The 14,701-nt window shown below is 64.2% G+C and carries 14 protein-coding genes; 10 read left to right on the top strand and 4 right to left on the bottom strand.

Going from position 1 to position 14,701, the window contains the following annotated elements; genetic code table 11:
* The first annotated feature begins 9 nt into the window (after positions 1 to 9).
* The 4 genes from AC0L3S_RS22420 to AC0L3S_RS22405 are packed head-to-tail and all read left to right on the top strand — an operon-like array spanning position 10 to position 5,914.
* Entirely contained in the window at positions 10 to 1,773 is a 1,764-nt protein-coding gene (locus AC0L3S_RS22420) for an ABC transporter ATP-binding protein (protein ID WP_473281289.1), read from the top strand.
* Between the two features lie 55 nt (positions 1,774 to 1,828).
* On the top strand, positions 1,829 to 4,033 hold the full coding sequence (locus AC0L3S_RS22415; RefSeq protein WP_473281287.1) for an amylo-alpha-1,6-glucosidase: 2,205 nt from the start codon (positions 1,829 to 1,831) through the stop codon (positions 4,031 to 4,033).
* Between the two features lie 22 nt (positions 4,034 to 4,055).
* Positions 4,056 to 4,577, top strand: a complete 522-nt coding sequence (locus AC0L3S_RS22410; RefSeq protein WP_473263465.1) for a PRC-barrel domain-containing protein — start codon at positions 4,056 to 4,058, stop codon at positions 4,575 to 4,577.
* Positions 4,578 to 4,600: 23 nt separating this feature from the next.
* Positions 4,601 to 5,914, top strand: coding sequence for an MFS transporter (locus AC0L3S_RS22405; protein WP_473281284.1), 1,314 nt, complete (start codon positions 4,601 to 4,603; stop codon positions 5,912 to 5,914).
* Between the two features lie 39 nt (positions 5,915 to 5,953).
* Here AC0L3S_RS22405 and AC0L3S_RS22400 read toward each other — a convergent pair whose 3' ends face one another.
* From AC0L3S_RS22400 to fixL, 4 genes are all read right to left on the bottom strand, one after another.
* A complete protein-coding gene (locus tag AC0L3S_RS22400) occupies positions 5,954 to 6,655 on the bottom strand; it encodes a helix-turn-helix domain-containing protein (RefSeq protein ID WP_473263467.1) in 702 nt (233 codons plus the stop codon).
* A 103-nt stretch (positions 6,656 to 6,758) separates the two neighbouring features.
* Positions 6,759 to 7,181 (bottom strand): response regulator, encoded by a 423-nt coding sequence (locus AC0L3S_RS22395; protein ID WP_473263469.1) that lies wholly within the window; start codon positions 7,179 to 7,181, stop codon positions 6,759 to 6,761.
* A 58-nt stretch (positions 7,182 to 7,239) separates the two neighbouring features.
* A complete protein-coding gene (gene fixJ / locus AC0L3S_RS22390) occupies positions 7,240 to 7,857 on the bottom strand; it encodes a response regulator FixJ (RefSeq protein ID WP_473263470.1) in 618 nt (205 codons plus the stop codon).
* 3 nt (positions 7,858 to 7,860) lie between these two features.
* The gene (fixL, locus tag AC0L3S_RS22385; RefSeq protein ID WP_473281282.1) at positions 7,861 to 9,378 is read right to left on the bottom strand and encodes a sensor protein FixL; all 1,518 of its coding nucleotides are present in this window, start codon (positions 9,376 to 9,378) and stop codon (positions 7,861 to 7,863) included.
* Positions 9,379 to 9,582: 204 nt separating this feature from the next.
* On the opposite strand from fixL, the gene AC0L3S_RS22380 reads away from it, so the two are divergent.
* From AC0L3S_RS22380 to ccoP, 6 genes are all read left to right on the top strand, one after another.
* Positions 9,583 to 10,416 (top strand): universal stress protein, encoded by an 834-nt coding sequence (locus tag AC0L3S_RS22380; protein ID WP_473281279.1) that lies wholly within the window; start codon positions 9,583 to 9,585, stop codon positions 10,414 to 10,416.
* Positions 10,417 to 10,454: 38 nt separating this feature from the next.
* A complete protein-coding gene (locus tag AC0L3S_RS22375; protein WP_456765398.1) occupies positions 10,455 to 10,880 on the top strand; it encodes a CBS domain-containing protein in 426 nt (141 codons plus the stop codon).
* 353 nt (positions 10,881 to 11,233) lie between these two features.
* Entirely contained in the window at positions 11,234 to 12,883 is a 1,650-nt protein-coding gene (gene ccoN / locus AC0L3S_RS22370) for a cytochrome-c oxidase, cbb3-type subunit I (protein WP_007607681.1), read from the top strand.
* Between the two features lie 10 nt (positions 12,884 to 12,893).
* On the top strand, positions 12,894 to 13,628 hold the full coding sequence (gene ccoO / locus AC0L3S_RS22365; RefSeq protein ID WP_247288469.1) for a cytochrome-c oxidase, cbb3-type subunit II: 735 nt from the start codon (positions 12,894 to 12,896) through the stop codon (positions 13,626 to 13,628).
* A 13-nt stretch (positions 13,629 to 13,641) separates the two neighbouring features.
* Entirely contained in the window at positions 13,642 to 13,806 is a 165-nt protein-coding gene (locus tag AC0L3S_RS22360; RefSeq protein WP_007594016.1) for a CcoQ/FixQ family Cbb3-type cytochrome c oxidase assembly chaperone, read from the top strand.
* 6 nt (positions 13,807 to 13,812) lie between these two features.
* The gene (gene ccoP / locus AC0L3S_RS22355; protein ID WP_473281277.1) at positions 13,813 to 14,688 is read left to right on the top strand and encodes a cytochrome-c oxidase, cbb3-type subunit III; all 876 of its coding nucleotides are present in this window, start codon (positions 13,813 to 13,815) and stop codon (positions 14,686 to 14,688) included.
* Positions 14,689 to 14,701: the final 13 nt, after the last annotated feature.

Genomic DNA, 14,701 nt, shown 5'->3' with positions numbered 1-14,701 from the left:
GATAGTCACATGGATCATCTTTCTGGATATGCGCCCCGGCCGTTTGCCTTTGTTTTGCGCTATCTTCGGCGTCGCCTCACGTCGCATCTCGTGATCCTGACCGCTGTGGTAGCGGCCGTCGCCTGCTCCGTAGGCACGCAGTATGGCGTCAAATCCCTCGTCGACAGTTTGTCGGCAGGCGCTTCGCATGGTGGAAGCGTATGGCTGGCATTCATATTCCTCATGACGCTGATCGCCGCTGACAATTTCCTCTGGCGGATTGCGAGCTGGACGGCCAGCTTCACCTTCGTCCGTGTCACCGGTGATTTACGCCGTGACATCTTTCGTCATCTGACCGGCCACGCGCCGAGCTACTTCTCCGACCGCATGCCCGGCATGCTGACGAGCCGCATCACGGCGACGTCCAATGCGGTGTTCACGGTCGAAAACATGTTCGTCTGGAATGTGCTGCCGCCGTGCATCGCAACGGTTGCGGCAATCGCGCTGATTGGAACCGTCAGCCCTTACATGGCACTCGGCCTGATGGTAATTGCCGGCGGCATGGTGCTTGCGATGTTCCGCTTGGCTGCCGCGGGCAAGCCGCTGCATGACGACTTCGCCGACAAGGCCGCCGTCGTCGACGGCGAGATGATCGACGTCATCAGCAACATGCCACTGGTGCGCGCCTTCTGCGGCATCGGGCACGAGCATGAGCGGTTCGACGCGACTGTGAATCGGGAGCTCACCGCGCGCGGCCGCAGCCTGCGCTATCTGGAGAAGCTGCGGCTTATCCATGCCGGCGTCACAGTCGTGCTCACGATCGCCCTGATGGCCTGGGCGATCATGCTCTGGCAGGATGGCCGGGCGACCACGGGTGACGTCGTGCTGGTCTGCACCCTCGGTCTCTCCATTCTGAACGCGACGCGCGATCTCGCGGTGGCGCTGGTCGACGTCACCCAGCACGTTGCGCGGCTGACCGAGGCGATCGCCACGCTGCTGGTGCCGCACGAATTGCGCGACCACCCCGAGGCCGAGCCGCTGGTGAAGAGCGGCGCCGCGATCGCGTTCAACAATGTCACTTTCGGCTATCCCGGCGGCGAAAAGATCTTCGAGCGCTTCAGCCTGCGCCTGCAACCCGGCCAGCGCGTCGGCCTGGTCGGCCAGTCCGGCGGCGGAAAGTCGACGCTGTTCACGCTGCTCCAGCGCTTCTACGACACCGACGAGGGCAGCATCACCATCGACGGCCAGGACATTTCCAAGGTGACGCAGCAGAGCCTGCGCGAGGCGATCTCCGTCGTGCCGCAGGACATCTCGCTGTTCCACCGCTCAATTCGCGAGAACATCCGCTATGGTCGCCCGAACGCGACCGACGACGAGGTGCTGCGTGCGGCGATTGCGGCGCGCTGCGATTTCGTCGAAAGCCTGCCTGGTGGTCTCGACACCATGGTCGGCGACCGCGGCGTCAAGATGTCCGGCGGTCAGCGCCAGCGCATCGCGATTGCGCGCGCCTTCCTGAAGGACGCGCCGATCCTGCTGCTGGACGAGGCGACCGCCGCGCTCGACAGCGAATCCGAGGAGGCGATCCGCGAGGCGTTGTCGCGGCTGATGCGCGGCCGCACGGTCATCGCGATCGCGCATCGCCTCGCGACCCTGCGCAATTTCGATCGCGTGATCGTGTTGAGGGGTGGTAAGATCATTGAGGACGGGTCGCCCGAGCGTCTGATGCAGGGCCACGGGCCCTATCGTGAGCTGGTCACGCAGGAAATGAGCCGGCTCGCCCAAGCCGCCGCGTAAACCACAGTCGCGTTCGAGTCGGTTGCGTGTCGAAACAAGCGCAGGGGAGCTGCTGATGTCGGCTGAAGCCGTTACCCAATTCGTCTCCGTGACGCGGACCGTGGACCAGGTCGCGGAACAGCCTTTCTATATTCCGATGACGGGACCGTCGGCGCGGCCGCGGCGTTCGCTCAAGCACGACGACACCTTTATCGTGCTCGACAGCCATGGTGACATCGGCGCTTCGGCCGGTGGGCCCGATGGCCTGTTCCATCACGACACGCGCTACCTTGCGAGGCTCGAGCTCGTGCTCGACGATCTCCAGCCGTTGCTGCTGGGCTCGAACCTGCGCGACGACAATTCAGCCCTGACCGTCGATCTGACCAATCCGGACATCTACCGGCAGGGGAGCCTCGTGCTGCAAAAGGACATGCTGCACATCGTGCGCACGATCTTCCTGTGGCGCGGGACCGCCTATCAGCGCATCGGCGTGCAGAACCACGGCGACCGCCCGACTGGCTTCGCGCTGACGCTGCTGTTCGACAATGATTTCGCCGATCTGTTCGAAGTCCGCGGCGAGCGGCGCCCGCGCCGCGGCATCGGCTCGAGCCGGCTGTTGGGACCGACCGACGTGCTGTTCGACTACCGCGGTCTTGATGACGCCGAGCGCACCACGGGCCTGCATTTCGATCCGCGCCCGACCAAATTGTCGGTGAATGCTGCGACCTGGCAGCTCGAACTCGACCCGCATGAGTCGAAATCCCTGTTCGTAGCCGTGTCCTGCAACCGGCCGGTCACGGAGAAGCCGGCGCGCTTTTTCAGAAGCCTGCTCGCCCACCGCCGCGAGATGCGCCGATCGACGATGGGCGCCGCCAGCATCGAGACCTCCAACAACATCTTCAACGAGGTGCTGTGCCAGGCCATGGCCGACCTCAACATGCTGATGACGGAGACGCCGCAGGGCCGCTATCCGTATGCGGGGATTCCCTGGTACTCGACGACGTTCGGCCGCGATGGGCTGATCACCGCGCTACAGATGCTATGGGTCGACCCGCGGATCGCCAAGGGCGTGCTGCGGCGGCTCGCCCATTTCCAGGCCAAGGCGGTCGATCCGCTCGCCGATGCCGCGCCGGGCAAGATCCTGCATGAGATGCGCGGCGGCGAGATGGCGGCGCTGCGCGAGGTGCCGTTCGCGCAATATTACGGCAGCGTCGATTCCACGGCCTTGTTCGTCCTGCTGGCAGGAAGCTATTTCGAACGCACCGGCGACGAAAAGACCTTGACCGAGCTGTGGCCGGCCATCGAAGCGGGGTTGGCCTGGATCGACGGTCCGGGGGACCCCGACAAGGACGGCTTCGTCGAGTATCAGCGCGCTACGGAAAAGGGCCTCGCCAACCAGGGCTGGAAGGATTCCTACGACGCGATCTTCCATGCCGATGGCCAGCTTGCGGAAGGCAATCTCGCGCTGGCCGAGGTGCAAGGTTACGTCTTTGCCGCCAAGCGGCTCGCCGCGCGCTGCGCGCTCCGGCTTGGCAAGCCTGATCTCGCCAAAAAGCTCGAGGCCGAGGCCAAGGAGCTGGCCGAGCGTTTCGAGACCGCGTTCTGGTGCGAGGAGCTCGGCACCTATGCGCTTGCGCTCGACGGCAAGAAGCGGCCCTGCAAGGTGCGGACCTCGAACGCCGGCCAGATCCTGTTCAGCGGCATGATCCGCGAGGACCGTGCGCGCCTCGTCGCCGCCGATTTGATGCGGCCGCATTTCTTCTCGGGCTGGGGCATCCGCACCGTCGCTGTCGGCGAGGTGCGTTACAATCCGATGTCCTATCATGACGGGTCGATCTGGCCGCATGACAATGCGCTGATCGCGCTCGGGCTCGCGCGCTACGGGCTCAAGCATTCGGTCGCGCATGTCTTCAAGGGACTGTTCGACGCCGCGATCTACATGGACCTGCGCCGGTTGCCCGAATTGTTCTGCGGCTTCCGGCGCGAAAAGCGGCGCGGCCCGACGCTCTATCCGGTCGCCTGCGCGCCGCAGGCCTGGGCCAGCGCAACGGCGTTCACGCTATTGGAGGCGGCGCTGGGCATCGAATTCGACGTGGCGCGCGGCGAGATCCGGCTGCGCAATCCGCATCTGCCGGCGTTTCTGCACGAGGTGATATTGCGCGATCTGCGTCTGGGCGAGTCCAGCGTGGACCTGCGCGTCAGCCGCCATGGCGAGGACGTGGCGCTGGAGGTGTTGCGCACGCGTGGCCAGATCCAGGTCTCGATCGTGCTGGCGCGCTGACGGCGCGCCGGGAGGAGGGTGCATGCGTACCGCCGGATGGTTGGCCTTGGGCGTCGTGATCGTCTGCGGAATGACGCTCGCCGTGTCACGCGCCGCGGAGGAGTCACCCGCACCCTCGACCGAAGCGAATGCACCGCCGACGGCGCAGCCGCCGGCGTCGTCGGTCCCCGTCACGCCAAAGAATGCCGCGCCGCCGCCGTCGGTCACGATCATCGGCGCGAGCGATGCGCACGGTGTGCTTGGCCGTGACGTGCTCAGCGCGGCGAACGAGGACATGGGCCGCATCGTCGACGTCATCGTCGACCGGAGCGGGCACGTGCGCGCCGCCGTGATCGATTTCGGCGGCTTCCTCGGCGTCGGCAGCCGCAAGATCGTAGTGGACTGGAACGCGCTTCGATTCGGCAAGATCACCAACAAGAAGGACAGCATCACGCTGGAATTGACCAAGGCGCAGGTCGCGGCCGCGCCGGAGTACAAGGAGGACACGCCGATGGTGGTGCTCGGCGCGTCCGGCAGCCTGCAGCCGCTGCAAGCTGTTCAGTGAGGCGCGGGGAGGGATGGCCGCCGGTGCTGTTGTCGAGGAAGCCGAATCATGCGGATCGCGAGGGCCGCGTTGAGCAGGACAAATTTGCGGCGCCGATGCCCGCCGGCATTCCGGCGCCGTCGCGCCAGAGCCTGCGCGGCCTCGACTGGTTCATCTTCTTCCTCGCCGACGTGCAGACCGGATTCGGGCCGTTCATCGCAGTTTATCTGACGACCCAGAAATGGACCCAGGTCGAGATCGGCCTCGTGCTGTCGATCGGCGGCATCGTTGCCCTGATCGGCCAGATGCCGGGCGGTGCCATCATCGATGCCGCGAAATCCGAGCGCCTGGTCGCCGGCCTCGCCATCGCCACCATCGGCTGCTGCGCGCTCGCCTATGCGGCGATGCCGATCTTTCCCGTCGTGGTGGCTGCGGCCACCTTGCACGCCGCCGCGAGCTGCGTGCTCGGACCGGCGATCGCGGCGATCAGCCTCGGTCTGGTCGGCCCGCTCGCGATCGGCGAGCGTCTCGGCCGCAACGCGCGCTTTGCTTCGCTCGGCAACGGTGTTGCGGCCGCGGTGATGGGAACGGCCGGCTATCTGCTGTCGAGCCGCTCGGTGTTCCTGGTCACCTTCCTGCTCGCAATTCCCACCTTGATCGCCCTCTCTCGCATCCGCGAGCACGAGGTCGACATCGCGCGCTGTCACGGCGAGATGCCGCGCGAGGCGGAGGATCGCGGCGACACCAATATCTGGCATCTGATCCGGCAGCGGCCGCTCATCGTCTTTGCGCTCAGCGTGCTCCTGTTGCAGCTCGCGAACGCCTCGATGATGCCGCTGATGGCAAGCGCGGTGACGGCGCGATCGAGCGAGTGGGCGACGGTCCTCGTCGCCTTCTGCATCGTCGTGCCGCAGGCGATCGTGGCGCTGCTGTCGCCGAGCGTAGGGCGCAAGGCGCAAGCATGGGGCCGCAGGCCGCTGCTGCTGATCGGATTCGCGGCGCTGACGATTCGCGGTCTGCTGTTCGCGACCGTGCGCGATCCGTATCTGCTGGTGCTGGTGCAGGTGTTCGACGGCCTCACTGCGGCGGTGTTCGCGGTGATGATCCCGCTGATCGTGGCCGACGTCGCCTTCGGCAGCGGCCACTTCAACCTCGCGCAGGGCATCGTCGGCACGGCAATGGGCATCGGCGCGTCGCTGAGCACCGCGCTTGGCGGCTATGTCAGCGATAAATTCGGCAATGCGATGGCGTTCACCGGACTGTCCGGCATCGCGGCGACGGGACTTCTGCTTATTCTGCTTGTGATGCCGGAGACGCGGCGCACGGACATGATCGTAGCAAAAGAAATGGCCGGCTGAACCGATTCAGCCGGCCATGAGTGGATGGGAGAGAAGAGATCAGGCGTCGAGATTGTGCAGGCGTGCGCGATTGCGCAGCACGATCTGGCGGGCGCCCGAGAAGCCGAGAATGCCCTGGGCGTGAAGCTGCGACAGCGCGCGCGAGACGGTCTCGAGCGTGAGACCGAGATAGTCGCCGATGTCGCGGCGGCACATCGGCAGCGCCATCATGCCGGCAACCGCGAGGCGGCGGTCCATTTCGAGCAGGAAGGTTGCGACGCGCTCCATCGCGGTCTTGCGGCCCAGCAGCAGCATGTGGTCTTCGGCGTGGCGAAGCTCACCGGCGGTCATGGCCCAGAGCTTGCGGGCGACCTGGACGTCGGTGGCTGCGGCCTTCTCGAGGCTCGCGCGCTTCACGAGGCGCACCGTGGTGTCGATGATAGCTTCAGCAGCAAGGCGGTGGGTGGTGCCGGATTCGAGGCCGAATACGTCGCCGGGAAGGTGGAAGGAGCCGATCTGGCGGCGGCCGTCGGAGAGAAGCTTGTAGCTGCGCACGGCGCCGGTGACGACCTGATAGACATACTCGGCCGGCTCGTCCTCGCCATAGATCTCCTCTTCCTTGCGGTAGGAGAACTCGGTGGCAACGAGGCCGACATGGCCGGCGATCGCACCGAACTGGTCGGAGACGGGATAGCCCGGGGCGATCTTGCTGCCGTTGATCTGGGTCTTGATCGCCTGGGTGTTGATCGTCTGGGTCAGCATCTGCGCCATCTCCGTTGTGATGGCGCTTTGTTACGCGGTATCGGGTGCCTCGAAAATTTCGCGAGATATCTTAAGGGGGGTGCCTTACGTAGAATCCCGTAGGTCAGCTATGGACCCGGTTCTGGATGGCGTGGCGAATGCGTTTGACCAGGTTTTCGTCCAGAAGCGGCTTCAGAATCACTTCATTCACGCCTGCGGCCGCCGCCCGGGCCGAGATATTCGGGTCGGGATAGCCGGTGATCAGGATCACCGGGGTATCGCCCTCGGACTGGCGCAGTCGCCCGGCCAGCTCGATGCCGTTGATGTCGGGCATTTTGTAGTCGATCACGTAACAGTCTGCACCGGACGGGCTCGCCGCATTGAGCAGCGCTGTGGCATTCCTGAAGGTCCGCACGGAAAAACCGTCGGTTTCCAGCAAAAACCTCAGCGAGCCGAGCACAGCGGCATCGTCGTCGACCACATAGATGCTTGGCTTTGCTGGTGACGACATCGGGAGCCGCTCAGGATGGGAGCTGATCGCAATCATTCCGATCTGGTAGCACAGGGCGAGCGAGCGGTTTTGACTTGCCTCAATCCTGGTGACTTCAATCGTTGAGCATTCCGGCACGCATGGCCAGCCGCACCAATTCCGACAGGCTGTTGGCCTGCATCTTGGTCATCACATTGGCCCGGTAGACCTCGATGGTGCGCGGGCTGATGTCGTACTCGCGGGCGATCAGCTTGTTGGAGAGGCCCGCGATCAGCCCCTCCATGACCTGGCGTTCCCTGGGGCTCAGGGAAGCGACGCGAGCGGCGACATCCTGGGCGATGGCATCGTTCCTGGCCGCCGGCTCGCCCTCGCGGATCGCGGATTCGATCATGGCGACGAGGCGGTCATCTTCGAACGGCTTTTCCAGGAAATCCATGGCACCGAGCTTCATCGCCTCGACCGCGAGCGGCACGTCGCCATGGCCGGTCATGATCAGGATTGGAAACCGGCTGCGCTGCGCCTTCAGGCGCTTGAGAAGCTCGATCCCGTCGATGCCGGGCATGCGCACGTCGGAGACGACGCAACCGAAGGCGAGGCCGGGCAGGGCGTCGAGAAAACTCTGCGCGTTGTCGAACAGCGTGACGCCGAAGCCAGCCGAATCCAGCAGGAAGTTCAGCGAATCCCGCATCGCCTCGTCGTCGTCAATGACGTAGATGATTCCCTTGGTCGTCATGGATCAGTTCTCGTCGGCTGCCGGCAACGTGAAGCGGAATGTCGCTCCACCCGATGCGTTGCTCTCGGCCCACATCCGGCCGCCGTGAGCCTCGATGATCGAGCGGCTGATGGAGAGTCCCACGCCCATGCCGGTGTCCTTGGTGGTGAAAAAAGTCTGAAACAGGTTTGGCATGACTTCGTCCTGGAAGCCGGAGCCGGAATCGGAGACCTCGATCTCGATCATGTCGTCGGCGCCGCGAGAGTTGGTGACGACGAGCTCACGCCGTGGCGACTGCGCCATCGCTTCCAGCGCGTTGCGGAAAAGGTTGACCAGCACCTGCTGGATTTGCACCCGGTCGGCGAGCACGAGATCGGCGTTGGGATTGAGGCTGAAACGGAGCTGCACGTCCTGCTCGCGCGCGCCTGCCAGCCCGAGGGCGCCGGCCTCTTCGATCAGTCTGGACAGGCTCTCGACCCGTTTCTCCGATTCGCCGCGGGAGACGAAGTCGCGCAGGCGCCGGATGATCTGGCCGGCGCGCAGCGCCTGCTCGGCGGCGCGCTCCAGCGCGCTCTCGATCTTCGGCGCATTCGGATCCTGGCTTCCGGCGAGCAACCGCCGCGACCCCTTCATGTAGTTGCTGATCGCTGCCAGCGGCTGGTTGAGCTCGTGGGCGAGCGCGGACGCCATTTCGCCCATCGCGCTCAATCGCGAGACGTGGACGAGCTCGGACTGCAATTCCTGGAGCCGCGTCTGGGTTTTCTGATGCTCGGTCAGATCGCGGACGAAGCCGGTGAAATAGGGCTCGCCGCCCGACTGCATCTCGCCGATCGACAGGTGCATCGGAAAGGTCGTGCCGTCGCGGCGCTTGCCGGTCACGATGCGGCCGATGCCGATGATGTGCGGGTCGCTGGTGGTCCGGTAACGCGCGATGTAGCCGTCGTGACGTGAGCTGTCGGGCTCCGGCATCAGGATGCGGACGTTCTGGCCGATTGCCTCCGACTCGACCCAGCCGAACAGGCGCTCGGCCGCCGCGCTGAAGAGCTGGATGATGCCATGGCCGTCGATGACGATCATGGCATCGGGAATCGTCTGGAGGATCGAGCGGAGGTGACTCTCGCGGGTGCGCAGGGTTTCCTCGACCTGCTTCTCCTCATCGACATCAAGAAAGATGCCGCTGAGATGTCGGGCAGCGCCGGCGTCGTCACGAATCAGTCCCGCGCGGGCGCGGATCCACTGCGCTCTGCCCGACGCCCCCGTGACCCTGAACGACACGTCGAAGCTGCCGCCCCGTTCGGAGACGCGCCGGATCGCGATCTCGATCCGCTCGCGGTCGTTCGGCTCCAGCCGGGACAGAAACAGCGCGTAACTCACCGATTGGCCGGATTCGATTCCGAACAGGATTCTGGCCGTCTCCGACCACTCCAATTCCAGTGTCTTGAGATCGAGATCCCAGGTCCCGACGCCAAATCCTTCGATTCGAACGCGGAAATGTTCGCCCCGGCCGTCATCTTGCGGATGAATCACACGGGTCGGCGCCACACGATCACTCCCATTCTGATGCGGGGAACCGCACAGCGTTACCGTCGGCAATGTACCCAAGGAGGGGCCAGAGGCAAGTTCCGATGTCTTATACCATTGGCAGATTTCGGGCCCGCGCGGTGATCCAAGGTTTTGATCTATCTCATCCTGCCAGCTGGCGACCGGCTTACGATCGGATCAAAGCTCATTGCCCCGGAGACTCCGATGACATACGCGACCGTGATGGTCAGCCTGGCGCTCGATCAGCCCAACGAGGCGCGGCTTCAGCTCGCGGGCGAGCTTGCCGAACGATTCGAGGCGTCGATCATCGGCATTGCTGCGGGGCAGTTCGCCCCGCCGCTGTATTTCAGCGATGGCGCCGCAGCGCAGGGACTGATCGATGAGGGAGAAGCCTCGGTCAAGCGACGCCTGGGCGAGCTCGAGGCGCAATTCCGCGCCGCGATCAGGAATCGCGGCGGACATGTGGAATGGCGCAGCGCCATGGATTTCCCGGCGCGCTTTACGTTCACCCAGGCGCGTTGCGCCGACATCATCGTCACCGGCGGGCAGAGCCCGACCTTCTCCGACGCCTTCGCGCTCGCGAGCCCCAAGGATCTGGTGATGCAAGCCGGCCGGCCGATCCTGGTCGTGCCCGACGGCGTCAACTGGCTCGACCTGCGCAGCGTCCTCGTGGCGTGGAAGGATACGCCGGAAGCCCGGCGGGCGCTCGCCGATGCGCTGCCGATCCTGCGCAAGGCCAGGGATGTTACCGTCGTCGCAATTCCCGAAGGCGACGACGATCGCCCAGCCGCGGTCGCTGGCGTGACCGACGTGACGGCGTGGCTTGCCCGCCACGGCGTGACCGCGATCGCGCGCGTTTCCGAAGCGGCCCGCAACGAAACCGTCGCCGGGCAACTGGAGAAAATTGCCGGCGATGTCGGCGCCAGCCTGGTCGTCGCCGGTGCCTACGGTCATTCGCGCTTCCGCGAACTAATCCTCGGCGGCGTCACCCAGTATCTGGTTACTCAATCTGCCCGCTGCGTGCTGCTGTCGCACTGACGCCGGAGCGATACAAGACGAATCGAAGAGGACGCGCCGTGTACAGATTCCTTGAACAGACCGTCGACGGCTACATGACGCACGACGTCAGGACGGTGAGGCGCGACCTCGACCTGCTCGCGCTGAGCGAGATGTTCGAACGCGACGATTTCAATTCCTATCCGGTCGAGGACGACGGGCAGGTCGTCGGCATCGTCACCAAGTTCGACATCCTGAAGTGCTTCGCCTTCACGCCGAGCCAGATGCTGCCGCGCTACCACGACCTGATGAGCCGTAAAATCGGCGACGTCATGACGCCCGACTTTATCTATGTCAGCCCCGACACGCGGCTGACGCGCGTGCTCCAGATCATGGTCGAGCACCGCATCAGGAGCATCATCGTGCTCGACGGCGCGCAGAAGCTGGTCGGTATCGTCGCGCGCGAGGACGTTATCGCGGCGCTCAAGGCGACGGCACGCGAGTGACACGGCGGTTGCGTGATTTTGCGGAAGATTCTTTTTCTTCCCTTCTCCCCCTGTGGGAGAAGGTGGCATAGGCGGCCTTCGGCCTCCGTTCTTAAGAACGCCGGAGCGAAGCTTCGGCTATGGCGCCGGATGAGAGGTTTTTCTCCACCGAGAGACTCTTGGTGCGGGACCAACCCCTCACCCAAGTGAGTGTGCGGGACGGTCCTCGCTGCCCTCTCACAAGGAGAGAGGGCGCATCAACTGGCTGTGGCGCAGCCCTCACATTAACAGAAATCCACATAGCTTGATTTCAATCAATTCCCCACGAGGGCGAATGTGGTTTCTGGCCCTGTGTTCTTTCAGAGAGAATCCGCATGAGCCAGCCCTCCATCTCCAAGTCCATGACGTCAGGTGAAAGCGGCCTGGCTGTCGTGTTCGCGGTCACCGCCTTCCTCTGCGTGATTGCCTCGGCCAAGGCGCTCGATGCGCCCTTCGCCTTCCATGCCGCGCTGAGCGCGGCGGCGAGCCTGGCCGCCGTCTTCTGCATCATCAACCGTTACCTCGACCGGCCGGCGGCGCTACCGCCTGCGGAGATCAACGGTCGCCCGAATTACAACATGGGGCCGATCAAGTTCTCCTCCGTCATGGCGATGTTCTGGGGCATTGCCGGCTTTCTCGTCGGCCTCATCATCGCCTCGCAACTGGCGTGGCCGGCGCTGAACTTCGATCTGCCCTGGACCAGCTTCGGCCGCCTGCGTCCGCTGCACACGTCCGCGGTGATTTTCGCCTTCGGCGGCAACGTCCTGATCGCGACCTCCTTCTACGTCGTCCAGAAGAGCTGCCGCGTTCGCCTTGCGGGCGATCTCGCGCCCTGGTTCGTTGTCGTCGGCTATAACTTCTTCATCCTGATCGCCGGCACCGGCTATCTGCTCGGCGTCACCCAGTCGAAGGAATATGCCGAGCCGGAATGGTACGCCGATCTGTGGCTGACCATCGTCTGGGTCACCTATCTGCTGGTCTTCCTTGCCACGATCATCAAGCGCAAGGAGCCGCACATCTTCGTCGCGAACTGGTTCTATCTCGCTTTCATCGTGACGATTGCGGTCTTGCATCTCGGCAACAACCCGGCGCTGCCGGTCTCGGTGTTCGGTTCGAAATCCTACATCGCCTGGGGCGGCATCCAGGACGCCATGTTCCAGTGGTGGTACGGCCACAACGCGGTCGGCTTCTTCCTGACCGCCGGCTTCCTCGCCATCATGTACTACTTCATCCCCAAGCGGGCCGAGCGGCCGATCTATTCCTACCGTCTCTCGATCATCCACTTCTGGGCGCTGATCTTCCTCTACATCTGGGCTGGCCCGCACCATCTGCACTACACGGCGCTGCCGGACTGGACCCAGACGCTCGGCATGACCTTCTCGATCATGCTGTGGATGCCCTCCTGGGGCGGCATGATCAACGGTCTGATGACGCTGTCGGGCGCCTGGGACAAGCTGCGCACCGATCCCGTGCTGCGCATGCTCGTGGTCTCCGTCGCCTTCTACGGCATGTCGACCTTCGAGGGCCCGATGATGTCGATCAAGGTGGTCAACTCGCTCAGCCACTACACCGACTGGACCATCGGCCACGTGCACTCCGGCGCGCTCGGCTGGGTCGGCTTCGTCTCCTTTGGCGCACTCTACTGCCTGGTGCCATGGATCTGGAATCGCAAGGGCCTCTACAGCCTCAAGCTCGTCAACTGGCACTTCTGGATCGCGACGCTTGGCATCGTCCTCTACATCTCGGCGATGTGGGTGTCCGGCATCCTTCAGGGCCTGATGTGGCGCGCCTACACCTCGCTCGGCTTCCTCGAATATTCCTTTATCGAGACCGTCGAGGCGATGCATCCCTTCTACATCATCCGCGCAGCCGGCGGCGGGCTGTTCCTGATCGGCGCGTTGATCATGGCCTATAATCTCTGGATGACCGTTCGCGTCGGCGAACAGGAAGTCCAGATGCCCGTCGCTCTTCAGCCGGCGGAATGAGGAGTTTTCCATGTCGTTCTGGACACGCCACCAAATCTTCGAAAAGAACTCGATCATCCTGATCGTCGGCATCCTGCTGGTGATCGCGATCGGCGGTCTCGTCGAGATCACTCCGCTGTTCTACCTCAAGAGCACGATCGAAGCGGTCGACGGGATCAGGCCGTATACGCCGCTGGAGCTCGCCGGGCGCAACGTCTACATCCGCGAGGGCTGCTATCTCTGCCATTCGCAGATGATCCGCCCCTTGCGCGACGAGGTCGAGCGCTACGGTCATTTCTCGCTGGCCGCCGAGAGCATGTACGACCATCCGTTCCAGTGGGGCTCGAAGCGCACCGGTCCCGATCTTGCCCGCGTCGGCGCCAAATATTCCGACGACTGGCACGTTACCCATCTGACGAACCCGCGCGCAATCGTGCCGCAGTCGGTGATGCCCGGCTATCCATTCCTCAGCAAGACCGAGGTCGATCCGGACACGATCGCCGACCACATGCGCACGCTGCGGACGGTCGGCACGCCCTACACCGACGACCAGATCGCCAATGCGGGCGCCGACATGAAGGCCCAGGCCGATCCTGACAATGCAGGCTCCGACGCTTTCACGAAGCGCTACGCCAAGGCCGTGGTGCGCAACTTCGACGGCAAGGCCGGCACGCCGACCGAGATGGACGCGCTGATCGCCTATCTCCAGATGCTCGGCACGCTGGTCGACTTCAAGATCTACAACGAGAAAGCCAATCTTCGCTGAGAAGGCACCAACGATGAAAGCCATCCTGACCCTCGACAATCTCGCGTCCGGCCTCGTGACCACGATCTGGACGCCGGTGTTCGTCGCGATCTTCGTCGCGATCATCGCCTACGCATTCTGGCCCCGTAACAAGGCAGCTTTCGACGAAGCGGCACACCTGCCGTTGCGGGAGGAGTAAGAGATCATGACCGATCATCATAGCGACATCGATCCCGTCTCCGGCAGGTCCACGACCGGCCATGAGTGGGACGGCATCAAGGAGCTCAACACGCCGCTGCCGCGCTGGTGGGTAATCACCTTCTACCTCACCATCGTCTGGGCGATCGGCTACTGGATCGTGTATCCGGCCTGGCCGCTGATCTCCAGCAATACCACGGGCCTGTTCGGCTACTCGACGCGCGCCGACGTCGCGGTCGAGCTCGCCAACCTCGAGAAGATCCGCGGAGCCAAGATGGTTGCGCTGGGCGCGGCCTCGCTCGCCGACATCGAGAAGGATCCCGCGTTGCTGGCGCTCGCGCGAGCCAAGGGCAAAACCGTGTTCGGCGACAATTGCGCGCCATGTCACGGCTCAGGCGGCGCCGGCGCCAAGGGCTATCCGAACCTGAACGACGACGACTGGCTGTGGGGCGGCACGCTCGACCAGATCATGCAGACCATCCAGTTCGGCGCACGCTCCGGCCATGCCAAGGCGCACGAAGGCCAGATGCTCGCATTCGGCAAGGACGGCGTGCTGAAACCGGACGAGATCGTCACGGCCGCCAACTATGTCCGGGCACTCTCGGGCCTTCCGACCCGCAAGGGCTATGACGCGGCCAAAGGCGAGAAGATCTTCGCGGAGAATTGCGTCGCCTGCCATGGCGACGGCGGCAAGGGCAACCCGGAGATGGGCGCCCCCAATTTGACCGACAAGATCTGGCTCTATGGTTCGGACGAGGCGACGCTGATCGAGACCATCAGCCAGGGCCGCGCGGGCGTGATGCCGGCCTGGGAAGGGCGGCTCGATCCCGCCACCATCAAGGCGATGGCAGTTTACGTCCACTCGCTGGGCGGCGGAAAATAGCCAATCCGGGACA

This window comes from Bradyrhizobium sp. Ken01, assembly GCF_055807355.1.
This window is presented reverse-complemented; position numbering and strand designations above follow the sequence as displayed.

What these genes read in the sequence shown, in the direction of transcription:
- AC0L3S_RS22420 (WP_473281289.1), top strand. Translation starts at nt 10, where the DNA reads ATGGATCATCTTTCTGGATATGCGCCCCGGCCGTTTGCCTTTGTTTTG.
- AC0L3S_RS22415 (WP_473281287.1), top strand. Translation starts at nt 1,829, where the DNA reads ATGTCGGCTGAAGCCGTTACCCAATTCGTCTCCGTGACGCGGACCGTG.
- AC0L3S_RS22410 (WP_473263465.1), top strand. Translation starts at nt 4,056, where the DNA reads ATGCGTACCGCCGGATGGTTGGCCTTGGGCGTCGTGATCGTCTGCGGA.
- AC0L3S_RS22400 (WP_473263467.1), bottom strand. Translation starts at nt 6,655, where the DNA reads ATGCTGACCCAGACGATCAACACCCAGGCGATCAAGACCCAGATCAAC.
- AC0L3S_RS22395 (WP_473263469.1), bottom strand. Translation starts at nt 7,181, where the DNA reads ATGATTGCGATCAGCTCCCATCCTGAGCGGCTCCCGATGTCGTCACCA.
- fixJ (WP_473263470.1), bottom strand. Translation starts at nt 7,857, where the DNA reads ATGACGACCAAGGGAATCATCTACGTCATTGACGACGACGAGGCGATG.
- AC0L3S_RS22380 (WP_473281279.1), top strand. Translation starts at nt 9,583, where the DNA reads ATGACATACGCGACCGTGATGGTCAGCCTGGCGCTCGATCAGCCCAAC.
- ccoN (WP_007607681.1), top strand. Translation starts at nt 11,234, where the DNA reads ATGAGCCAGCCCTCCATCTCCAAGTCCATGACGTCAGGTGAAAGCGGC.
- ccoO (WP_247288469.1), top strand. Translation starts at nt 12,894, where the DNA reads ATGTCGTTCTGGACACGCCACCAAATCTTCGAAAAGAACTCGATCATC.
- AC0L3S_RS22360 (WP_007594016.1), top strand. Translation starts at nt 13,642, where the DNA reads ATGAAAGCCATCCTGACCCTCGACAATCTCGCGTCCGGCCTCGTGACC.
- ccoP (WP_473281277.1), top strand. Translation starts at nt 13,813, where the DNA reads ATGACCGATCATCATAGCGACATCGATCCCGTCTCCGGCAGGTCCACG.